This window comes from Xanthomonas sp. WHRI 10204, from assembly GCF_040202875.1.
Classification (GTDB): domain Bacteria; phylum Pseudomonadota; class Gammaproteobacteria; order Xanthomonadales; family Xanthomonadaceae; genus Xanthomonas.
In genome coordinates this window covers 400,700-422,500 of the sequence record NZ_JBEGDW010000004.1, presented here as the reverse complement: position 1 = coordinate 422,500, position 21,801 = coordinate 400,700, and the positions used below count along the sequence as shown (strand labels likewise).

The following is a 21,801-nucleotide window of genomic DNA, read 5'->3' as shown; positions in this document are numbered from 1 at the left end:
AGCAGGAGAGGGAACTGCGGGGGGATGGCTAGGTGGGAGGCGCTCCCCCGTAGACGAGGGCTTGCTCCCTTCCCCCGTGTACGGGGGAAGGTGCCCGAAGGGCGGATGGGGGTGGCCAGCTCAGGCACGGCCCAATCCTCCGGGCAGCTACAATGGACGGCTTATGACCGCTGTCCTGCCGCTGCCGCAACCCCTGGCCGACCCCGCGCCGCGCGACCCGCGCCAGCGGTTGCAGCGCGAGCAGCTGCGCCTGGGCAAACGGCTGCAACGCCAGGTGGGCCAGGCGATCGCCGATTTCGGCATGATCGTCGCCGGCGACAAGATCATGGTGTGCCTGTCCGGCGGCAAGGACAGCTACACCTTGCTGGACATGCTGTTGCACCTGCAGCGCAAGGCGCCGGTGCCGTTCACCTTGGTGGCGGTGAATCTGGATCAGAAACAGCCCGACTTCCCCGCCCATGTGCTGCCGGCCTACCTGCGCGAGCTGGGCGTGCCATTCGACATCGTCGAGCAGGACACCTACTCGGTGGTCAGCCGGGTGATTCCGGCCGGCAAGACCCTATGTTCGTTGTGCTCGCGGCTGCGGCGCGGCGCGCTATATGCCTATGCGCAAGCGCATGGTGTGACCAAGATCGCGCTCGGCCATCACCGCGACGACATCGTCGCCACGTTCTTCATGAACCTGTTTCACCACGCGCGGCTGGCCGCAATGGCGCCCAAGCTGCGCAGCGACGACGGTGCGCATGTGGTGATCCGCCCGCTGGCCTATGTGCGCGAGGCCGACATCGCCGAGTACGCGCAGGCGCGGCAGTTTCCGATCATCCCGTGCAACCTGTGTGGCAGCCAGGAAAACCTGCAGCGCCAGCAGGTCGGCCGCATGCTGCAGCAGTGGGACCACGAGCAGCCCGGCCGGGTCGAGCAGATTGCGCGCGCGCTCGGCGACGTGCGCCCCGAGCAACTGGCCGACCGCACGCTGTTCGATTTTATGACTCTGGGCCGTGCGTCCGACACCGCCGCGTCCGCGCACGATTCCACCGCCTGGTTCGCCACTGGCGACACCACACACGACAGCGACTGACGCGCCCACCCGGTCGCCGTCGGTCTTCCACCTCCACGTTTCTCTTCTTCGGTCTTACGCATGTTCTTTCGCAATCTCACCCTGTTCCGTTTTCCCACCACGCTGAATTTTTCCGAGATCGAGACGCTGCTGCCGCAGGTGCAGCTCAAGCCGGTCGGCCCGCTGGAAATGAGTTCGCGCGGTTTCATTTCGCCATTCGGCCGCGACGAGCAGGAGGTGCTCTCGCACCGCCTGGAAGAGTTCTTGTGGCTCACCATCGGTGGCGAGGACAAGATCCTGCCCGGCGCGGTGGTCAACGACCTGCTTGAGCGCAAGGTCGCTGAGATCGAAGAGAAGGAAGGCCGCCGCCCCGGTGGCAAGGCCCGCAAGCGCCTCAAGGACGACCTGATCCATGAGCTGCTGCCGCGCGCCTTCGTCAAGAGTTCGCGCACCGACGCGATTCTGGATCTGCAAAACGGCTACATCGCGGTCAACACGTCCAGCCGCAAGAGCGGCGAGAACGTGATGAGCGAGATCCGCGGCGCGCTCGGCAGCTTCCCGGCGTTGCCGTTGAATGCCGAAGTCGCACCGCGCGCCATCCTCACCGGCTGGATTGCCGGCGAGCCGCTGCCCGAAGGCCTGAGCCTGGGCGAAGAATGCGAAATGAAGGACCCCATTGAAGGCGGCGCGGTGGTCAAGTGCCAGCATCAGGAACTGCGCGGCGACGAAATCGACAAGCATCTGGAGGCCGGCAAGCAGGTCACAAAGCTGGCGTTGGTGCTGGACGACAATCTGTCGTTCGTGCTCGGCGACGATCTGGTGATCCGCAAGCTCAAGTTCCTCGACGGCGCGCTGGACCAGCTCGAACACAGCGACGACGACGGCGCACGTGCCGAACTCGATGCGCGCTTTGCGCTGATGAGCGCGGAAATCCGCCGGTTGTTCCTGCTGCTGGAAACCGCGCTGAAGTTGAGCAAGGCGGAGTAATCCGTACGACGCCAGCCGCAGTTGTCAGCGCGGCTGGCGTCGCATCCCAGCGTGCGGCGGATGCCTCGCGCACCGATTCGCACTGCGTGGCACGCACCGCGTTGACCGCACCGCGTGCGCATCCGGTGCCTGGCATTCTGCGCTGCAGGCGTGTCATGGCGACGGGCAGCCACGGTGTCCACATCGCGTCTGATGCAGGCAGTCATCCGGCCTCACGTACGCATCCATGCCAATGCCTCCGGCGTCTCACCACCTGACACATCGCAGCGCTATCCTGTGCCCATGTTCAAGCCCGTCCGCCGCCTGATTGCGCCGCCCTCGCAGGTTGTCCAACGCGACTGCGTGCGTGTGCAACTGGAAGGCCGCGAGATCGAGGTGCTGCGCGTGCGCGACTCACGCGCGCGGCGCATCAAACTCAGTGTCGACGAACGCGGTGCGCGGCTCACCTTGCCGCTGCGGGCCAGCCTGATCTCCGGCGAACGGTTCCTGCATGCGCATCTGGATTGGCTGAGCACGCAGTTGTCGCGGTACCAGCAGGTCGATGCATTTCCCGCATTGGAACGCGGTGTGCCCGGGCTGCTGCCGTTGCGTGGCGTCTTGCTCCCGCTGCATTGGCACGAGGGCCGTTACACGCGCATCGAAGTCGATGAGGCGGGCGCGCATTTCCATGTGCCGTCCCGGTTGGGCGACGCCGGCCTGCGCCGCACGCTGAAGGAATTCTACGAAGCGCAGGCACGCGCCGACGTCGGCCGCTGGTTGCCCACCTATCTGCCCGGTTTGCCGCGCCCGCCCACGCGTCTGCGGCTCAAGGTGATGTCGTCGCAGTGGGGCTCGCTCGCGCCGGATGGCTCGATGGCGCTGGACCTGGCGCTGGTCCTCGGGCGCCCGTCGGCGTTCGAATACGTGCTGGTGCACGAGCTCTGCCATCTGCTGCAGGCCAATCACTCGCCCGCGTTCTGGGCCGAAGTGGAGCACCGCTTCCCCGCCTGGCGCGACGAGCGCAGCTACTTCCACGAACACGGCCGCCAACTCAAGGCGCAGCTGCGGCGGTTGTTGCAGGGCGAGTGACGCACACGTCGTTGCGGAAAATCACGCCTGCCGCAGCCGCTGCAATCATCAGGACGTGTTCTGAATCCCACAATGGCTCAGCAACGGGGCCGCCTCCTGCCGATCACGCGTGATGGCACTGTTGGTTAGCGCCACGCGTACGACGCAGCCCTGGCAAGTTGCCGGCAGGCCTGCGCTGACAGCCACGCAAAGTGCGATGTCAGGGCACTCTCCGTTGCCGCCGCGCCTGCATCCAGCGTGCCACCCGACGTCCAGTGCTCGGCGTGACACGCCATTGACCACACCTGCTGCAACAGCAGGCGATCATCGGCAGTCAAGTGTGGTGTCGCGTGCACCGTGTCAAAAAACGTCCACGGCGCATTCCACAGAGCGAAGGATTCAATCGCAGTGACCACACGGATGAGATCTGCCATCGCGTCAGCTTATCTGCGTATCGCGCATGCCTGCATCACGGCTGCGGCAGCGTTGCCAAAAACCCATTGATCACCGCTGCCACCGCCTGCGGTGCTTCCATATGCACATGGTGGGTGCCCGGCAGCAGGTGCAGGCGGGCGTCCGGCACCATGGCCACACGGTGATCGCGCAGGGTGTCGGAGAAATACGGCTGCCCCGGCGTGGCGAAGATCGCCTGGGTGGGGCACACGATGGCGGCCAGCAACGCATCGATCTGCGCTTCGGTCATGCGGATGGCGGTGGGCAAGGTCAGGCGCGGGTCGGTGCACCAGCTGTAGCCACCTTCGACCACACGCAGGCCGCGTTCCACCAGCAAGCGCGCCGCCGGCTCGGTGAGTTGATTGGCCATCATGCGTGCGCGCACCGGCGCGTCCATCGAGCTGAAGACACGCAGCGGCCGCTGCGGCAGGGTACGGGTCGAGCGCACGGAGTCGCGCAGTCGCTCGGCGGTGCTTTCCACCGGTTCGGCCAACGCGCCCAGCGCCTCGATCGCCACCAAGGCCTCGATGCGCTCCGGCGCGGCGGCGGCCATCAGGCTGGCGACGCCGCCACCCAGCGAGTGGCCCAACAACGTGAAACGGTCCCAACCCAATGCATCGGCCACCTGCAGCAGGTTATGGATTGCGCTGCTCAGCGTGTATTCCGCACCCGTCGGCAGCCACGCACTGTGGCCGTGACCGGGCAGGTCGAGCAGCACCAGATCCAGATCGGGCGCGCGCAGATGCGCACTGAGCGGGACAAAACTGGCCGCGTTATCGAGCCAGCCGTGCAATGCCAGCACCCGGCGTGACCCGCGGTCTGTGTTGCGCAAGCCGGTGACACGCCCGATGGCCAGCTCGCACGCAAACGGCTCCAACCTCACGCGCGACGCGCCAATGCAGCCAGTGCCTGCGCGTGCGACGGGGCAGCGTTGAGGCAGGGGATGTAGCTGAGCGTGGCGCCGCGTTCGGCCAGCGTTTCGGCAAAGCCCAGGGCCACTTCTTCCAGCGTCTCGAGACAATCGGTGGCAAAGCCCGGGCACACCAGATCGAAGCTGCGCACGCCGCCTTCGGCCAGCGCCCACAGCGTCGGTTCGGCATACGGCTGCAGCCAGCGCTCGGCACCGAAGCGCGACTGGTAACCCATCTGCCACTCGTCCGGGCCCAGGCCCAATGCGGTCACGATCGCCTGCGCGCTGCGCTCGCATTGCTGCGGATACGGGTCGCCAGCATTGGCTACGCGTTGCGGCAGGCCGTGGAAGGAAAACATCAGCTTCTCGCTGCGCCCGTGCACCTGCCAGTGCGCGCGGATGGAATCGGCGATCGCCGCCACCCAGCCGGCGTCCTCGCAGTACTCCTGGATCACGGTGACGTCGATCTCCGGTGCGCTGGGGCGCCACGCATCCACCACGTCCTGGATCGAGGCGCTGGTGGTGGTCGAATACTGCGGATACAGCGGCAACACCACGATGCGCTTGATGCCGCGCGCGCGCAGGGCATCGAGCGTCTTGCGCAGGGCCGGCTCGCCATAACGCATGGCCCATTCCACCTGCCAGTCGGGCATCGCATCCTTCAAGCCCTCGGCCAGGCGGCGGGTATACACCGCCAGCGGCGAGCCGTCGGGCAGCCACACCTTGGCGTATTTTTCCGCCGACTTGGGTCCGCGGATCGGCAGGATCACCCCGTACAGCAGTGGCTTCCAGAACAGCGGCGGGATCGCGACCACGCGGCGGTCGCTGAGGAACTCGGCCAGGTAGCGGCGCACGGCCGGGGCGGTCGGCGATTCGGGGGTGCCGAGGTTGACGACCAGCAGGGCGGTATCGGAGGTGATGTTCATGCGCGCCATTCTGGCAGAGCCGGGCAGGACTGCCGAGGACAGCGCATCAATCGTCCCGATCTGCGCCGTCTTGCCGCCGGATGCGCTCACCACCGATTCATTGCGCCAGCACTAACGTCGCGGCATTGCTATCTTTGACGGATCGTCCTTTGGAGCTTGTCATGCCTCGTTTGTCGCGTCTGGCCCTGTTGTTGTCGCTGACCTTCGCCGCCGGCCACGCCGTCGCCGGCCCGGAAGAGGACCAGCGTGCGCGTAACGCGGTGCGGGTGCTCAACGAGATCATGAAGATTCCCGAGCAGTCCATCCCGGACAAGCTGCTCGACGAGGCGCGCGCCATCGTGGTCATCCCCGACACGCTCAAGGCCGGCCTGGTGATCGGCGGCCGTCGCGGCCACGGGTTGATGTCGATGAAGAACGCCGACGGCAGCTGGTCGCAGCCGGTGTTCGTCAAGCTCACCGGCGGCAGCATCGGCTTCCAGGCCGGCGTGCAGTCCTCCGACGTGGTGCTGGTGTTCCGCAACGACCGCAGCCTGGACAACATCGTCAACGGCAAGTTCACCCTCGGCGCTGATGCCGGTGTGGCCGCAGGCCCGGTGGGTCGCAACGCCGCTGCCGCCACCGATGGCCAGCTCAAGGCCGAAATCTGGTCGTGGTCGCGCGCCCGCGGCCTGTTCGCCGGCGTGGCGCTGGATGGCGCGGTGCTGCAGATCGACGATGCCGCCGACCTCAACGCTTACGGCGGCGGTGCCACCCCGCGCATGATCTTCGAAGGTCGCACCAACGAGCGCCCGTCCACCGACGTGATCGCCTTCCGCGACCGTCTGGAAGAGGTCACCTACACCGCGCGCGCCAATCGCAGCAGCGATGGCGATAGCGACGAGACCGCGCCGCCTCCGCCGGCGCGCGCGCCAAGCGTTGCCCCGGCAGCGCAATCGGCCCCGCCGCCGGCCAACGAGGCCAGCACGGTCCCGATGCAGCCCAGCACCACGCCGCCTCCGCAGCAGGGGTTCCAGTCGGTATCCGATGGCGAAATCCGCACCGAATCACTAGACGGCAACCGCTAAGCCGCTGTCATCCCCCTGCGCGGTGCGCTGGGGTATCCTGAGTCTTCCTTCTTTTCAGCAAGCGAGCAGATCATGGGCGGTTTCAGCATTTGGCACTGGCTGATCGTGCTGGTGATCGTGTTGCTGGTGTTCGGTACCAAGCGTCTCACCAGCGGTGCCAAGGATCTCGGCAGCGCGGTCAAGGAATTCAAGAAAGGCATGCACGACGAAGACAAGCCGGCCAGCAAGCTCGGCGACGAGTCCCGCACTGCCGAGCAGGCGCGTGAGGCGCAGGCCGAACGCGACCGCGACGCGCGCTGATCCGGAGCAGCGTCGGTGTTTGACATAGGTGTTGGCGAGCTGACGCTCATTGCGATTGTCGCCTTGGTGGTGCTCGGCCCCGAGCGCCTGCCCAAGGCCGCGCGCTTTGCCGGCTTGTGGGTGCGCCGTGCGCGCATGCAGTGGGATTCGGTCAAGCAGGAGCTCGAACGCGAGCTGGAAGCCGACGAACTCAAGCGCAGCCTGCAGGACGTGCAGGCCTCGCTGCGCGAAGCCGAAGGGCAGTTGCGCAACACCCAGCAGCAGGTCGAAGAAGGTGCGCGCGGGCTGCACGACCAGGCGCGCGGCCTGCACGAGGAGGTCGGCCGCGATATCGACATCCGCGCCAGCGCCACCCCGGTGGCCGCACCGCTGGAGCTGCCCGCCAATGCGCCGGTGGTGCTAGAGCCGGGCAGCTTGCAGCCGCATGCGCACGTGCCGGGCCCGTCCCCGGTCATCGCCCAGGCGCAGCCGATTGCACCGGCGCCCCGGCAGACGCTGGTGCCGGCACCGCACGGCAGCCTGGCCTCCACGCCGGTGAACGCGCAGGTCGCGACCGCACCAACGACCGCAACTAGCAGCACCCAGGAGAAGGCGCCTTGAGCCTGTTCGACGACGCACAGGCCGAAAGCAGTCTGATTGAGCACCTGGTCGAATTACGCGCCCGTCTGGTGCGCGCACTGATCGGTCTGGGCGTGGTGTTGCTGGCGCTGCTGCCGTTCTCGCGCGCGATCTATTCCTGGCTGGCCGCACCGTTGGTCTCGCAGCTGCCGCTGGGGCAGACCATCGTTGCGGTCAATCCGGCCGGCGCGTTCTTCGCCCCGCTCAAGCTCACCTTCTTCGTGGCGGTGTTTTTCAGCGTGCCGTGGCTGCTGTATCAGGCCTGGGCATTCGTGGCGCCGGGCTTGTATCAGCGCGAGAAGAAACTGGCATTTCCGTTGCTGGCCTCGGCGGTGGCGCTGTTCTACATCGGCTGCGCGTTCGCCTACTTCCTGGTGTTGCCGGCGGTGTTCCACTTCCTGACCACGTTCAAGCCGGACGTGATCGCGATTACTCCTGACGCCACCTCGTATCTGGACTTCGTGCTGGCGATCTTCTTCGCCTTCGGTGCCAGTTTCGAGTTGCCGGTGGCGTTGGTGATCCTGGTGCTGATGGGCTGGGTCAGCCCCAAACAACTCAGCGAAGGCCGCGGCTACGCCATCGTCGGCATCTTCATCCTGGCCGCCGTACTCACCCCGCCGGACGTGGTCTCGCAGCTGATGCTGGCCATCCCCATGTGCCTGCTTTACGAGCTGGGCATCATCGCCTCGCGCGCTGTGGTGCCGAAGAGCGCTTAGTCTGCGCAAAGTCCCCGGGCTGGTTTGGGAATGCAGAGAACCGTATCAGAGCAGTTGTTCGAAACCTTCTGCGCGCACCATCGGCTGGACTGTCAGCGAATTGCCGAGACATCCACCCGCACGCCCGATTATCACGTGTGGCTTGGCAGCACGGTGGTTGCGGTGGAGATCAAGCAGATTGAGAGTACGCGCGGAATCGATCCGAATGGCGCATGGTCCAGGACGGTCGGTTGGCACGTGCGCCAGAAGATTTGCGAGGCGCGGGCTCAGCTGCGTGTGGCTGCCAGTGCCGGTATGCCGACCGTGTTGCTGATTCACAACACCGTCGATCCGTTCCAGTTGTTCGGCACCGAACAACACGACTTCCTGAGCGCCATGTATGGCGAGCTGACAGTCCGCATCGATACATCCGGCAAGGCGGCGAGTAGTCTCTACCACGGCCGTCATGCAGCCTTGAGAGAAAACGCCAATACGTCCTTCAGCGGCGTGGGACACCTGCGCGCAACGCGCTCCGGCGCAGAGGTGACCGTTTATGAGAACGTGTTCGCTGCGCATGCATTGCCGTTCGGCGAGATACCCGACTGCATTGCGATCGTTCGCGTGGAACTCGACTAAACGGACTGACCGATCGAACATCGTAGGAGCGCACCCGGGCGCGACGGGCGTTACCGGGAAAGCCTCGTCGCGCCCAGGTGCGCTCCTACGATCCTGAGGGATCAGGCAGCAAACACATCTGGATGCGAGGGCGGCGTGGGCTCGATCAGGTGGACCGACACTGCGCAGACCGATCGAATGTCGTAGGAGCGCACCCGGGCGCGAGGGGCGTTACCGGGAAAGCCTCGTCGCGCCCAGGTGCGCTCCTACGGTTCTGCGGGATCGGGCGGCAATACATCCGAACGCGAGGGCGGCGGAGCTCGATCATATGGACCGACACTGCGCAGACCGATCGAACGTCGTAGGAGCGCACCCGGGCGCGATGGGCGTTACCGGGAAAGCTTCGTCGCGCCCAGGTGCGCTCCTACGGTTCTGCGGGATCGGGCGGCAACACATCTGGACGCGAGGGCGGCGTGGGCTCGATCAGGTGGACCGACACTGCGCAGACCGATCAAACGTCGTAGGAGCGCACCTGGGCGCGACGGGCGTTACCGGGAAAGCTTCGTCGCGCCCGGGTGCGCTCCTACGGTTCTGCGGGATCAGGCGGCAAACACATCCGGGCGCGAGGGCGGGGTGGGCTGTGCGGTGGCGCCTTCGTGGGTGAACATCTGCTTCCACGCGGCGTAGACCGAGCCGGCGAAGACCGGCATCAGCACCGCCATCAGCAGGAGCTGCGCCAGCCACATCGCCACGGTTTGCCCGGCCACCAGGCCGACGATCAGCGCGACGATCATCACCGCGAAATAGATCGCGAAAATGACGATGAAGGCCAGCACGAAGAACACCAGCATCGCCGGCAGGTTGTGCAGGCTGGCGCGCAGGCTTTCGCGCAACGCGTGGCCGCCTGTGCTGCGGTCGAACATCACCTGCGGCGGCATCACAAACAGCGCCAGCGTCATCGCCGCAAACGTGGCGATGGTCAGCAGCAGCCACAGCAGGATGCGCCCGGCCGGCAGGCTGGCCGCAAGCTGTTCGATCTGCACCGGGTCCGGCTGCGCACCGGACTGGCTGATCTGGTTGATCTTGAGCATCACCTCGGACAACTGCTGCAACCCGTTGGCGCCAATCATCGCCAGCAGCAGCACGCCCAGCAGCAGGCCGGCGATCAGCTGCGGCAGCAGCGACACCAGCAGATGCGGCGCGCGGCCGTCCTGCAGGCCATGCAGCAGGTGCGATGGCTTGGCGATGCGGCCCTCGTCGACCTCGCGGATCGCCCACAGCATGCCGCCCATGAACAACGGGCCGGCCAGCACCAGCAGGAATTGCAGTGCCGGGCCCAGCAGCGGCACCAGCACCGACAGCGACACCACCAGCGAGGCGGCCACGCTCCAGATCACTCCCAGCGAGCCAAGCGCCAGCGGCGCCCGCTTCAGCAGCGAGAAACCGGTCAACAGCCATTCTGCGCCGGCAGACGCCGGCACCTTGCGAATTTCGCTCATTCCCATTCCGGATCGATACGCACCGGACCATCCGGCGTAACGCGATTATCGCTGCTTTTGCGTGTGCGCGGCGGGATGAGCGTTCACTGTTTGCAGGCCGCGGGCGTGATGCACGAACCGGCGCAGCAGCTTGCGGGCGACCGGAGCGGCGGTAACCTCGCGGGCGACCGTGCGGGCGCAGTGGCCGTGGCGGGCAATGCACTCGGCACGCGCGCGCACGTAGCCGCGCATATGATGGGTGGCGAACTCCGGGTGGAACTGCACGCCCCAGGTGGCGCGGCCCCAGCGAAAGGCGTGGCAACGATCCTGACGCGAATGCGCCAGCACGATGGCACCGTCCGGCGCGCGCACCACCGTCTGCAGGTGGGTGGCATGGGCCGGGAACTGCGCCGGAAGGCCTGCAAACAACGGGTCCTGTTCGGCCGGCGGGTGTAGCTCCAGCGCGATGGTGCCGGACTCGCGGCCGGCCGGGTTGTAGTCGACTTCGCCGCCCAGCGCATGGGCCAGTAGCTGATGGCCGTAGCAGATGCCCAGCAACGGCTTGCCGTCATGGGCGGCGTCGCGCAGCCACTGGGCACTGCGCTCGCTCCAGTCGGCACGGTCGGTGACGAAGGCGGCCGAGCCGCTGATGATGATGCCGGCAAAGCGGCCGCGGTCTGGCAGGTCGTCGCCATTGGCGACATCGATCACCACGGTTTCGTGTTCGGCCAGCCCGGCCGCCACGCGGATCCAGTGCGGAAAGCGGCCGTATCGCTTCATCTCCGGCACGGGGTGACCGGTTTCGATGATCAGGAACGGCAAAACGGACATGCGCGACAACCCGGACACGACAGATGCCCCCGATTGTAGGCGGCAGTGGCGCGTTTTTTTCAAGCCAGGGCCCACTGCGGACGCTGTGCGTGATTGCCGATTGCCATGTGCTGATGCCCTCGCGGCCGGGTAGATGGAATGGCGATGGTGGTGGCTGGCGGCCATCGCACATCATCGATATCGGCAGGCAGGCCCACGACTGGATTGCCGCAGCGTCCTCACCCTTGCAGTCGGAGCATGCCGTGGGGCGCTTGAACGGGAGACGGACGGGGCGCTGCAAGGCGCAGCCCTGGGTGTTTCAGCGCGTTGGTCAGCGGCGTGGTCGGCCCATCCCGATCTTGGCAGGCCGGCAGGCGGCGCATGATTGGACCGCCGCAGCCTACTCAAGCCTGCCGTCGGAGCATGTCTTGGGGTGCTTACACGTGCGGCGGACGCGGCGCTGCACTCCTCAGCGCCATGGCTGCAGCGCGGTCTTCAGCGAAGTGATTGGGCGATACCGATGATCGGCGGCAACACACGACTGGACCGCTGCCAGTGCCCTCAACGTGGTAGTCGGAGCGTGCCTTGGGCGCTAGAACGGGACAGCGACGGGTGCCGTCACGTCTGCTCCCAGGGCGTGGCAGCGTCTGCGCCAGAGATGTGCGCCGGGGCTGTAATGGGTGTCGGCCAGTTTTTTTGTAGGGGCTCGTTCTTGCTGGTTGAGTGCCGTGGCCTAAACGCCGTCGCACCAGGTGGCGGTCCTGCGTGCGTGCGCCGAGCAGAGTGCATATCCGCATGCGTCATGCCGCTTCTCCGCGCTCGGGCGGGCACATCAATGCTGCCGTCGGTCTACCCAGAATCGGCGCAGCTGCTCCCGAACAGGCACAAACGACTTGCGTCGCTAGCGATCACCCGCTTATTCGCGCGGCGGCAGCACCGACAGCACTTCTTCGATGGTGGTCAGGCCGGCGGCGACTTTTTCCAGCCCGGTGCGACGCAGGGTGCGCAGGCCGTCGCCGCGGGCGGCCTGGCTGAAGCTGGCCAGGTCGGTGTCGGCGCGGATCAGGCTGCGCAATCGCGGGCTCACCGGCAGCAATTCGTATAGGCCCACGCGGCCGAGATAGCCGGTGCGGCGGCATTCCAGGCAGCCGACCGGGGCGTGCACGTTGAGCGTTTCCGGCAGCGCTTCGCCCGGTTCGCGGATCGCCGCCCAGTCGTCCTCGCTGAGCGTGTGCGGGCGCTTGCAGTGCACGCACAGCGTGCGCACCAGGCGTTGTGCCAGCACGCCGTTGAGCGTGGAGGCCACCAGGTAATGCGGCACGCCCAGATCCAGCAAACGGGTGATCGCCGAGGCGGCATCGTTGGTGTGCAGCGTGGACAGCACCAGATGCCCGGTGAGCGAGGCCTGCACCGCCATCTGCGCGGTTTCCAGGTCGCGGATTTCGCCGATCATGATGATGTCCGGGTCCTGCCGCAGCAGCGTGCGCACGCCGCTGGCGAAATCCAGGTCGATGTTCTGCTGGACCTGCATCTGGTTGAATTCCGGCGCGATCATTTCGATCGGGTCTTCCACGCTGCACACATTCACATCCGGCGTGGCCAGACGCTTGAGCGTGGAATACAGCGTGGTGGTCTTGCCCGAACCGGTGGGGCCGGTGACCAGCACGATGCCGTGCGGGCGCTCGACCAGCGCGCTCCAGCCGGCCGCTTCCTCGGGGCTGAAACCCAGTTGCTCGATGCTCTTGAACGCCGAATCCGGGTCGAAGATACGCATCACGCACTTTTCGCCGAACGCGGTGGGCATCGTCGACAGACGCATTTCCACCTCGCGCCCACCCGGCGAGCGGGTCTTGATGCGGCCGTCCTGCGGGCGGCGGCGCTCGGCCAGGTCCATGCGGCCGAGCACCTTGATGCGGCTGACCACGGCGGTCATCACCGACGGCGGTACTTCCAGGACCTTGTGCAGCACGCCATCGATGCGGAAGCGCATGCGCCCGGCTTCGCGGCGTGGCTCCAGATGGATGTCGCTGGCCCGCTGCTCGTAGGCGTATTGCAGCAACCAGTCGACGATATGCACGATGTGGTGATCGTCGGCATTGACGTCGCCGGCGCGGCCCAGTTCCACCAGTTGTTCGAAGCTGGGCAGGCCCGCTCCCGGCTCGGCACTGCGCGCATCGCCACGCGCGCCACGCACCGATTGGGTCACGCCGAAGAACTCCATCGTGTAGCGATGCAGGTCCAGCGGGTTGATCAGCGCCAGCTCGATGCGGCGGCGGCTCAGGTGCTGCACGTCGGCCAGCCACTCCAGCGCCAGCGGTTCGCTGGTGGCGATCAGCACGCGCTCGGCGTCCAGCGCCAGCGGCAGGATGCGGTGGCGGCGCGCGTAGGCATGCGAGACCACACCGGTGACGGCGGCGACATCGATGCGGGTGGGGTCGATACGCAGATAGCGCAGCCCGGTGCGGGTGGCCATCCATTCGGTGAGCCGCTCCAGGCCCAGCTCGCCGGCTGGCGCCTGCGCGGCATGCAGCTTGAGGTTGGCCAGCAGCACCAGCGGATGCACTTCGCTGGCGTTGCGTACGCCGGCGGCGGAGAACTGCACGCGTTCGTGTTCGTGCGGCACCACCATGCCATCGGCAAGCAATGCAGCAGCCACCGGGTCGAACATCAGCCGGCCGCGCGGCAGGATCGTCGCTGCGCTGTCCGGGTCGGCGTTGCGCCGCTGTTCCATGCTGGTGGTTCCCCTGCCGCGATGCTCCCGCGGCAAAGCGCCGCGGGTGGGCCGGTATACTAGCGCACCCCTTTCGCACGGCCCTTGCTGCATGTCCGATTCCCGCCGCGTTCCAATCACGTTCCAGGGCCTGATCCAGACTCTCAACCAGTACTGGGCCGATCAGGGCTGCGTGCTGATCCAGCCGCTGGACCTGGAAGTGGGTGCGGGCACGTTCCACCCGGCCACCTTCCTGCGCGCGCTGGGCCCGGAGCCGTGGAATGCGGCCTACGTGCAGCCATCGCGCCGTCCCACCGACGGCCGCTACGGCGAAAATCCCAACCGGCTGCAGCGGTACTACCAGTACCAGGTGGCGATGAAGCCCAACCCGGACAACATCCAGGACCTGTACCTGGGCTCGCTCAAGGCACTGGGCATCGATCCGCTGGTGCACGACCTGCGCTTTGTCGAAGACAACTGGGAGTCGCCCACGCTCGGCGCCTGGGGCCTGGGCTGGGAAGTCTGGCTCAACGGCATGGAGGTGACCCAGTTCACCTACTTCCAGCAGGCTGGCGGGCTGGAGTGCAAGCCGGTGCTGGGCGAGATCACCTATGGCCTGGAACGGCTGTGCATGTATCTGCAGAGCTGCGACAACGTCTACGACCTGGTGTGGACCTACGGCCCGGACGGCAGCCCGGTGAGCTACGGCGATGTCTACCACCAGAATGAAGTGGAGCAGAGCGCCTACAACTTCGAGCATGCCAATGTGGAAGAGCTGTTCCACCGCTTCGATGCCTGCGAAGCCGAGGCCAAGCACCTGATCGAGGTCGGCCTGCCGTTGCCGGCGTATGAGCAGGTGACCAAGGCCAGCCACGCCTTCAACCTGCTGGATGCGCGCCGCGCGATCAGCGTGACCGAGCGCCAGCGCTACATCCTGCGCGTGCGCGCGCTGGCCCAGGGCGTGGCGCAGGCGTATCACGCGCAGCGCGAGAAGCTGGGGTTTCCTGGCGTCAAACGCTGATGCTGTTGCCTTCCCCCGCTGGCGGGGGAAGGTGGCCGTAGGGCGGATGGTGGCAGCATGCCTTCGCCGCCGTCTTACACCCCTCATCCGGCGCATCGCGCCACCTTCTCCCGCTTGCGGGAGAAGGACATCATCAAGCCACCTTTCGTCGGTTGACGAACGAAGGGAAAACCAAGGTCCGACGCAATGACTCAGATGCACCCCCTGCTGATCGAACTGGGCACCGAAGAGCTGCCGGTCAAGGCGCTGCCGGGCTTGGCGCAGGCGTTCTTCGATGGCGTGCTGGCCGGGCTGGAGAAGCGCGGCGTCGCGGTCACCCGTGGCGATGCCAAGCCGCTGTCCACCCCGCGCCGCCTGGCGGTGCTGCTGCCGGGCGTGGCCACCGAGCAGCCCGAACAGCGTTCCGAAGTGCTGGGCCCGTATCTCAACATCGCGCTGGATGCCGACGGCAACCCGACCAAGGCACTGGCCGGGTTTGCCGCCAAGGCCGGCATCGACTGGACCGCGCTGGAGCGCACCAGCGACGCCAAGGGCGAGCGTTTCGTGCATCGCGCAGTGACGCCGGGTGCGCAAACCGCCGCGCTGTTGCCGGAGATCCTGCGCGAAGCGATTGCCGCCATGCCCATCCCCAAGCCGATGCGTTGGGGCGCGCATGCCTACGCCTTCGCGCGGCCGGTGCAGTGGCTGGTGCTGCTGTTCGGCAACGACGTCATCCCGGCCGAACTACTGGGCGTGCGGGGTGACCGCATCACCCGCGGCCATCGTTTCATGCACGAAGGCGAGGTGTCGTTGTCCGCGCCGGGCGATTACATCGACGCGCTGCGCAGCGCGCATGTGCTGGTGGATGCCGATGTACGCCGCACGCGGATCGTCGAAGAGGTCGAAGCAGCCGCCAAGCAGGCCGGCGGCCGCGCGCGCATCAGCGACGACAATCTGGAGCAGGTGGTCAACCTGGTCGAATGGCCGTCGGCGGTGCTGTGCAGCTTCGAGCGCGACTTCCTGGCGGTGCCGCAGGAAGCGCTGATCGAAACCATGGAGATCAACCAGAAATTCTTCCCGGTGCTGGATGACGGCGGCAAGTTGACCGAGCAGTTCATCGGCATTGCCAACATCGTGTCCAAGGACGTGGCCGAAGTGGCAAAGGGCTACGAGCGGGTGATCCGTCCACGGTTTGCCGATGCCAAGTTCTTCTTCGACGAAGACCTCAAGCAGGGGCTGGAAGCGATGGGCGCAGGCCTTGCCGGCGTCACCTATCAGGCCAAGCTGGGCAGCGTTGCCGACAAGGTCGCGCGCGTGGCTGCGCTGGCCGAAATGATTGCCCCGCAAGTTGGTGCCGACCCGGCGCAGGCACGCCGCGCTGCGGAGTTGGCCAAGAACGATCTGCAATCGCGCATGGTCAACGAATTCCCGGAATTGCAGGGTATTGCCGGGCGCCATTACGCAAAAGCCGCTGGCGAGCCGAGCGAGATTTCGCTGGCCATCGACGAGGCCTACCAGCCGCGTTTCGCCGGCGACGACATTGCGCTGTCGCCACTGGGCAAGGTGCTGGCGATTGCCGAGCGTCTGGATACCTTGGCTGGTGGCTTTGCAGCCGGGCTGAAGCCGACCGGCAACAAGGACCCGTTTGCGCTGCGGCGTAATGCGTTGGGCTTGGCGCGGACGGTGATTGAGAGTGGGTTTGATCTGAATATCCGCGCACTTGTCGAAGAAGCGTTTATCCAGATTGCGATGATGGAAAACTTCTTAAAGTTCGATGCACGTGCGCAGGCTTCGGAAAAAGCAAAAAAGGACGGAGTCAAGGTATCTGGCATCGAGTTTGACGAGGCTGGAGTGCGTGATGGCCTGGCCAATGAGCTAGTCGACTTCATTCTCGACCGCTTACGCGGCTACTACGCCGACAAGGGTGTGCCGGCAACGCACTTCAATGCAGTCGCTGCATTGTTCTCGGTCGCGCCCGAGGGTGCTCCTACAGGGCTCGTAGGAGCGCACCTGGGCGCGACCCACGGCTCCTTCTACGACTTCGACCGCCGCATCGATGCCATCGGCATCTTCGCCACGCTACCCGAAGCCGAAGCGCTGGCCGCGGCCAACAAGCGCATCCGCAACATCCTGCGCAAGGTCGATAGCGAAATCCCCGGCGACATCGATACCACGCTGCTGCGCGAACCGGCCGAAGAAGCGCTGGCCGAAGCGGTGGAAGCGGCCATCGGCGACACCGGCGATGCGCTGCACCGCCACGACTACGTCGCCGTGCTCGCGCGCCTGGCCCGCCTGCGTCCGCAGGTGGATGCGTTCTTCGACGGAGTGATGGTCAATGCCGAAGACCCGCAGCTACGTGCCAACCGCCTGGCGCTGCTGAAGAAGCTCGGCGACCGCCTCGGCAGCGTCGCCGCCATCGAGCATCTGTCCAGCTGATGTCCACCGCTGCCGGCGCGACGCAGTGGCAACGTGCCCAGGACGCGCTGGCCCGCCGCGACATGGCCGCCGCGGCGGCAGCGTTGCAGGCGGTGTTGGCGGTGGAGCCGACGCATGTGTCGGCCCGGGTGCTGTTGGCCGGCACCGTGCTGGCGAGCGGCAAGATGCGCGAGGCGGTCACGCAGCTGCGCTTGGCCGCGCGCGATGTGGGCGACGATGTGACGCTGCGTTGCCGTGTGGCGCAAGCGCTGCTGCGCGTTGGCGAACATCGGCCGTTGCATGCGCTCTTGCGGCATCCATCGGTAGTGCAGTGTGGCGATGGCGCGACGCTGGCCTTGCTGGCGCATGTGCATCAATCCCTGGGCGAACATCCCGAGGCGTTGGCGATGATGCAGCGCGCGCAGGCACGCGGATTCGATGGTGCGGATTTCCGCTTTTTCCTTGCCGTGCAATTGCAGTTCAACGGGCATCTGGATGCGGCAGCGCAGGCGCTGGAGCAGACCTTGGCGCAGCAGCCCGGCTACGGCCGTGCGGCGCTGACGCGTGCACGCTTGCGCCGCCAGAGCGCGACCAGCAACCATGTCGCGCCACTGCGCCAGCAGTTGCAGCGCGCTGCACCCGGGAGCGAAGACCGGGCCGGGCTGGCATTCGCGCTGTACAAGGAGCTGGAAGATCTGGGCGAGACCGATGCCGCCTGGGATGCGCTGCAGCATGGCAATGCAGTCATGCATGCGCGCTTGCGCCACGACGCCGAAGCCGAGGCATCGCTGTATGCGCAGTTGGGCGCCTTGGCCGATCAAGGCGTGTTTGCGGCCCAGCCGGCTGATGCTGCACCCGGTCCGCAACCCATCTTCGTGCTCGGCCTGCCACGTTCGGGCACCACGGTGCTCGAACGCATGCTGGGTAACCATTCGCAGATTGTCTCTGCGGGCGAACTGAGCGACTTCGGCCATCAGTTGCGCTGGGGCGCGGACCAGGCCGGGCGCAGCCTGCTGGATACGGGTCTGTTGCAGGCGCTGCCCACGCTGGACTACGCACAGGTCGGGCAGCGCTATCTGGAGCAGACCCAGTGGCGCGCGGGGGCGGCGCGCTGGTATATCGACAAATTGCCTGCCAATGCAGTGGCGATCGGGCCGATCGCACGGGCGTTGCCGGGTGCACTGATCGTGCATCTGGTGCGCGAGCCGATGGCGGTGTGTTTTTCCAACTATCGCGCGCTGTTCGGCGATTCCTATGCCTATAGCTACGACCTGCAGACACTGGCGCGTCATTACCAGGCGTATCACGGTTTGATGGCGCAGTGGCGCGCTGCGCTACCTGGCAGGGTGATCGATGTGGACTACGCGCAGATGGTGCGCGATCCATCTGCGGTGCTGGAGCAGTTGATGACGCGCTGCGGGTTGGCGATAGAGCCAGGGCAAATCGACATCACCCGCAATGCCGCAGCGTCGGCCACGTTGAGCAGCGTGCAGGTACGCGAGGGTGTGCATGGGCGCAATGTGGAAGCGTGGCGTCGCTATGCAACGCAACTGGAGCCGCTGAGGCAGGCCTTGTTGCAGGCGGGCATGATTGAAGCAGGCGCTACGCGCTAAGCCCAGCTGACAAGCGAATGCGCTCACCGTCAGGTGGGCAGCCTGCTGTTTGATCCCCGTCAGCCCACTGCCACGTTGGCAGGCGCGATGTCCGCGCTGCTTGCGGAACCGCTGTTGGCGGGATGGATGTCACGTAAGAACCTGCGTGGATGGATGCACGGCGTGTCGTGCAAGCGGTGAGGGCATCGCGCTCTCATCCCACGTGTTTGGCAACATGTCTGCCAAGGCGAGTGCGACCAGACCTGGCCTCCATCGAGACAGCGTTCAAGCGCTGCTGGTCGCTGCTTCCAGTCCAATCCAGGCGCCTATAAGTCAGCGGCCTTGCATCAAAAAAACGGCCGGCAGTCATGATGACTGCCGGCCGTTGGTCACAACCGATGACTCACTGCGCGCCAAAGCGCCAGTTCAATTCCAGCATGTACGAACGGCCGTAGCCGGTGTAGTTAAAGATGTTGTAGTACGGGTAGTCGGTGTAGGTGCGATCACGCGGTGGGCGGGTGTCGGCGAGATTGTTGACGGTGGCCGTCAGCGAGATGTCGTCGTTGATCGCATAGTCCAGCGTCGCATTGAAGGTGGTCCACGCTCCGACCTTGCGTGCGCCCTCCACCGCATAGCCATCGGTACTCTGCTGCGCAAGGAGGTTAGGGGTACGGCCGTAACGCTGGCCGAACAAGGTGGTGGTCCATGCATCCTTCTGCCAGGTGATCGAGGCATTGGTGATGCTGCGGAACTCGGTAGAGAAGAACGGCTCGCTCAGCAGGTCGCGCACCGGGTCTTGCGGGAACTGCTGGCTTTCATGCTTGAGCGTCAGGTTGTATTGCGCGTCGAACACAAACAGGCCCCAGGATTCGGTGGCCAGGTTGTAGGTCGCCTTGGTCAGCACACCGGAGATTTCCTCGCTGGAGATGTTGACCGGGTTGATGCGGATGTTGCTCAGACGATTGGGTACCTGCGCATCGGCGGCGGTACGGTCGATACGCGACAGCGCGTCCACGCAGGTCGGCGAGTTGATGTCCAGGGCGCCGAGCCGGCAGGCCGATTCGTTTTGCAGCAATGTATCGGTGCTCAGGTCGCTGACCTTGTCATCGATCTTGATGTTGTAGTAATCGGCATTGACGCTGAAGCGTGCGCTCGGCGACCACACCATGCCGGCGCCCCAGGATTTTGCGGTGATCGACTGCAAATCCGCATTGCCGGACCGACGGCCCTGGATGGTGGCGCCGGCATAGGTGCAGTCGGCAATCGGCACGCCGGGTTCTTCGACCGCGCAGCGGTAGTAGTCGTTGACGCCCTGGAAGAAGCCGCTGTCGCCAGCGAACGAGAACGCCATGTCCGGTGCCTTGAACGCTGTGGCGTAGTTGCCGCGGAACAGCAGCGAATCGATCGGGCGGAATTCCAGTGCGGCCTTGTAGGTGAACTTGGAATCGCCACCGCCACCCTGGTTCTTGTAGTCGTCGTAGCGGCCGGACAGATTGGCGGTGAGGGTGCTCAGGATCGGCACCCGCATTTCGAAGGCCGCCGCCCAATTCTCGCGCTTGCCGCTGCCCTGGGTGCCGGTCAGCTGGTAGAAGTCGCCGGCAATCACGCGCGGGTCGGTCGGATTGGTCCAGTACTGATTACCGGCCTGCAACACACCGGCGACGCCGACCGCACCGGCCGGCAGGTTGAACAACTCGGTGTTGGTCAGCTGCAGGTTGACGTTCTGGGTCCAGGTCCTGGACTTGGTGCGGATTTCATCGTTGAAGCTGCGGTATTGCGCCGGCGTCAACGCGCGATAGAAGTTGGCATCGTTGGGCGAATAGATCGGGTAGCCGGCGAAGTCGCCCTGCGACGCGCCAAGAAACTGTTCGCGGAAGAAATCTTCGATGCGGTCGGCCAGCGGCCACTGCTGACGGCTGTCGATCCGATACTCCGAGCGTGCGTAGTACGCATCGTAGGTCCAGTTGCTGGCACCCAGGCCGCCTTTCAGGCCGAGCGCGATGTTGTAGGAGTCGGCGGTCTGGCGGTTGTTGTTGAAATCTTGATTGCCGGTTTCTTCAGGTGCAAAAACGCGTTGATAGCTTTCGAGCTGCTGGCTGTTCTGATTGTAGAAAAGGCCACCGGTGTCCGACGAGGTCTGCCAGAAGCCGGGTCCGCTATTGACCTCGACCTTGGTGCGATTGAGCAATACGGTCGAGTACAGCTCGGTGCTGTCGTTGAACGCATAGCTCAGGTTGGCATAGCCGCTGGCGCTGCGTTCCTTGTTGAGGATGCTGGCGTAGCCTGGTACTGCGCGGCTGCTGCAGAAGTTGCCGCGGTTGGCGCGGTTGTCGTATTGCACCGACCCATTGAACAGCGCCCCCAACGCCGCGCAGTTGTCTGCGCCGGGGTCGACATAGGTGGCCGGGGGGCCGGCGACGTTATGCAGCGCGATGCGTGAGCCATAACGCAGCGTCGGGTCCGGATTGTCGTTGGTGGAATCGAAGTCGCGGCGCTGATAGCCGTAGATCGGATCCTGATTGTTGAGCTGCAGGCCCCAGACGATGTTGGCGCCGCCGATCTCGTTGCCGCCGGTGAGCTGAAAGCGCTGGTTGTTGCCGCCACCGCCGTCGTAGGTGCCCATGCGGTAATTCATCTGCACGCCGTCCATGCGCTTTTTCAGGATGATGTTGACCACACCGGCGATGGCGCTGGAGCCGTAGATCGAGGACTGGTTACCGGGCGCCACGTCGATGCGCTCGACCATGCCTACCGGCACGCTGGCCAGATCGACGAAGTTGCTCTGGCCGTTGTAGAGCAACGGGTAGTCGGCCATCGGCCGGCCATCGATCAGTACCAGGGTGAAGCCGGGATCCAGGCCGAGCAGGCTCAGCGACTTGGCACCCGCGGTGAAGCCGTTGCTGAACTGGCTATCCTGGACCGCGCCGGTGGCCATCGGTTGCGAGCGCAGCACGTCGTAGACGTCCTTGAAGCCGCGGCGCTGGATGTCCTGGGCGGTGATCGAAAACACCGGGGTTGCGGTTTCGACCTGGGAACGGGGGATCAACGATCCTGTCACCGTCACCTTGTCCAATTGAGTCACTTCACCTTGCTGCTGTGCCATCGCAAGCGATGGCATGGTCAG

At 65.6% G+C, this 21,801-nt stretch carries 18 protein-coding genes; 11 read left to right on the top strand and 7 right to left on the bottom strand.

Going from position 1 to position 21,801, the window contains the following annotated elements:
* Positions 1-163 precede the first annotated feature (163 nt).
* The 3 genes from ttcA to ABQZ00_RS22000 all read left to right on the top strand — a co-directional run bounded on the left by ttcA (position 164) and on the right by ABQZ00_RS22000 (position 3,112).
* Positions 164-1,078, top strand: coding sequence for a tRNA 2-thiocytidine(32) synthetase TtcA (gene ttcA / locus ABQZ00_RS22010; RefSeq protein WP_323539507.1), 915 nt, complete (start codon positions 164-166; stop codon positions 1,076-1,078).
* A 60-nt stretch (positions 1,079-1,138) separates the two neighbouring features.
* Positions 1,139-2,044 (top strand): recombination-associated protein RdgC, encoded by a 906-nt coding sequence (locus ABQZ00_RS22005; protein WP_055846659.1) that lies wholly within the window; start codon positions 1,139-1,141, stop codon positions 2,042-2,044.
* A gap of 282 nt (positions 2,045-2,326) precedes the next feature.
* Positions 2,327-3,112, top strand: a complete 786-nt coding sequence (locus ABQZ00_RS22000; protein WP_115529304.1) for a YgjP family zinc-dependent metalloprotease — start codon at positions 2,327-2,329, stop codon at positions 3,110-3,112.
* A gap of 125 nt (positions 3,113-3,237) precedes the next feature.
* Here ABQZ00_RS22000 and ABQZ00_RS21995 read toward each other — a convergent pair whose 3' ends face one another.
* The 3 genes from ABQZ00_RS21995 to hemH are packed head-to-tail and all read right to left on the bottom strand — an operon-like array spanning position 3,238 to position 5,389.
* Positions 3,238-3,525, bottom strand: coding sequence for a hypothetical protein (locus ABQZ00_RS21995; RefSeq protein ID WP_323539506.1), 288 nt, complete (start codon positions 3,523-3,525; stop codon positions 3,238-3,240).
* A gap of 35 nt (positions 3,526-3,560) precedes the next feature.
* Positions 3,561-4,427: an alpha/beta fold hydrolase gene (locus ABQZ00_RS21990; protein WP_323539505.1), complete on the bottom strand. Its 867-nt coding sequence runs from the start codon at positions 4,425-4,427 to the stop codon at positions 3,561-3,563.
* Complete coding sequence (gene hemH, locus ABQZ00_RS21985; RefSeq protein ID WP_323539509.1) at positions 4,424-5,389, bottom strand: ferrochelatase; 966 nt, start codon at positions 5,387-5,389, stop codon at positions 4,424-4,426. The genes ABQZ00_RS21990 and hemH overlap by 4 nt, the downstream gene beginning before the upstream one ends.
* A gap of 152 nt (positions 5,390-5,541) precedes the next feature.
* Between hemH and ABQZ00_RS21980 the strand changes: the two genes are divergently transcribed.
* The 5 genes from ABQZ00_RS21980 to ABQZ00_RS21960 all read left to right on the top strand — a co-directional run bounded on the left by ABQZ00_RS21980 (position 5,542) and on the right by ABQZ00_RS21960 (position 8,693).
* A complete protein-coding gene (locus ABQZ00_RS21980; RefSeq protein WP_323539504.1) occupies positions 5,542-6,444 on the top strand; it encodes a lipid-binding SYLF domain-containing protein in 903 nt (300 codons plus the stop codon).
* A gap of 72 nt (positions 6,445-6,516) precedes the next feature.
* Entirely contained in the window at positions 6,517-6,744 is a 228-nt protein-coding gene (gene tatA / locus ABQZ00_RS21975) for a Sec-independent protein translocase subunit TatA (protein ID WP_055846673.1), read from the top strand.
* Positions 6,745-6,759: 15 nt separating this feature from the next.
* Positions 6,760-7,344, top strand: coding sequence for a Sec-independent protein translocase protein TatB (gene tatB, locus ABQZ00_RS21970; RefSeq protein ID WP_323539503.1), 585 nt, complete (start codon positions 6,760-6,762; stop codon positions 7,342-7,344).
* Positions 7,341-8,078, top strand: coding sequence for a twin-arginine translocase subunit TatC (gene tatC / locus ABQZ00_RS21965; protein ID WP_115529300.1), 738 nt, complete (start codon positions 7,341-7,343; stop codon positions 8,076-8,078). The genes tatB and tatC overlap by 4 nt, the downstream gene beginning before the upstream one ends.
* A gap of 30 nt (positions 8,079-8,108) precedes the next feature.
* Positions 8,109-8,693 carry a hypothetical protein gene (locus tag ABQZ00_RS21960; protein WP_323539502.1) on the top strand — a complete coding sequence of 195 codons (585 nt, stop codon included), beginning with the start codon at positions 8,109-8,111 and terminating at the stop codon, positions 8,691-8,693.
* 578 nt (positions 8,694-9,271) lie between these two features.
* On the opposite strand, the gene ABQZ00_RS21955 is transcribed toward ABQZ00_RS21960, so the two are convergent.
* The 3 genes from ABQZ00_RS21955 to ABQZ00_RS21945 all read right to left on the bottom strand — a co-directional run bounded on the left by ABQZ00_RS21955 (position 9,272) and on the right by ABQZ00_RS21945 (position 13,691).
* Complete coding sequence (locus tag ABQZ00_RS21955) at positions 9,272-10,171, bottom strand: BPSS1780 family membrane protein (RefSeq protein WP_055846683.1); 900 nt, start codon at positions 10,169-10,171, stop codon at positions 9,272-9,274.
* A gap of 45 nt (positions 10,172-10,216) precedes the next feature.
* Positions 10,217-10,981, bottom strand: a complete 765-nt coding sequence (locus tag ABQZ00_RS21950; RefSeq protein WP_115584631.1) for a glutamine amidotransferase — start codon at positions 10,979-10,981, stop codon at positions 10,217-10,219.
* A gap of 895 nt (positions 10,982-11,876) precedes the next feature.
* Positions 11,877-13,691 (bottom strand): GspE/PulE family protein, encoded by a 1,815-nt coding sequence (locus ABQZ00_RS21945; RefSeq protein ID WP_323539501.1) that lies wholly within the window; start codon positions 13,689-13,691, stop codon positions 11,877-11,879.
* 91 nt (positions 13,692-13,782) lie between these two features.
* Here ABQZ00_RS21945 and glyQ point away from each other — a divergent pair, with 91 nt between their 5' ends.
* The 3 genes from glyQ to ABQZ00_RS21930 all read left to right on the top strand — a co-directional run bounded on the left by glyQ (position 13,783) and on the right by ABQZ00_RS21930 (position 18,698).
* Positions 13,783-14,691: a glycine--tRNA ligase subunit alpha gene (gene glyQ, locus ABQZ00_RS21940; protein WP_055846691.1), complete on the top strand. Its 909-nt coding sequence runs from the start codon at positions 13,783-13,785 to the stop codon at positions 14,689-14,691.
* A 186-nt stretch (positions 14,692-14,877) separates the two neighbouring features.
* The gene (glyS, locus tag ABQZ00_RS21935; protein ID WP_323539500.1) at positions 14,878-17,106 is read left to right on the top strand and encodes a glycine--tRNA ligase subunit beta; all 2,229 of its coding nucleotides are present in this window, start codon (positions 14,878-14,880) and stop codon (positions 17,104-17,106) included.
* On the top strand, positions 17,106-18,698 hold the full coding sequence (locus tag ABQZ00_RS21930; protein ID WP_323539499.1) for a tetratricopeptide repeat-containing sulfotransferase family protein: 1,593 nt from the start codon (positions 17,106-17,108) through the stop codon (positions 18,696-18,698). The genes glyS and ABQZ00_RS21930 overlap by 1 nt, the downstream gene beginning before the upstream one ends.
* Positions 18,699-19,080: 382 nt before the next feature.
* Here ABQZ00_RS21930 and ABQZ00_RS21925 read toward each other — a convergent pair whose 3' ends face one another.
* Complete coding sequence (locus tag ABQZ00_RS21925; protein ID WP_323539508.1) at positions 19,081-21,780, bottom strand: TonB-dependent receptor plug domain-containing protein; 2,700 nt, start codon at positions 21,778-21,780, stop codon at positions 19,081-19,083.
* Between the last annotated feature and the right edge of the window lie 21 nt (positions 21,781-21,801).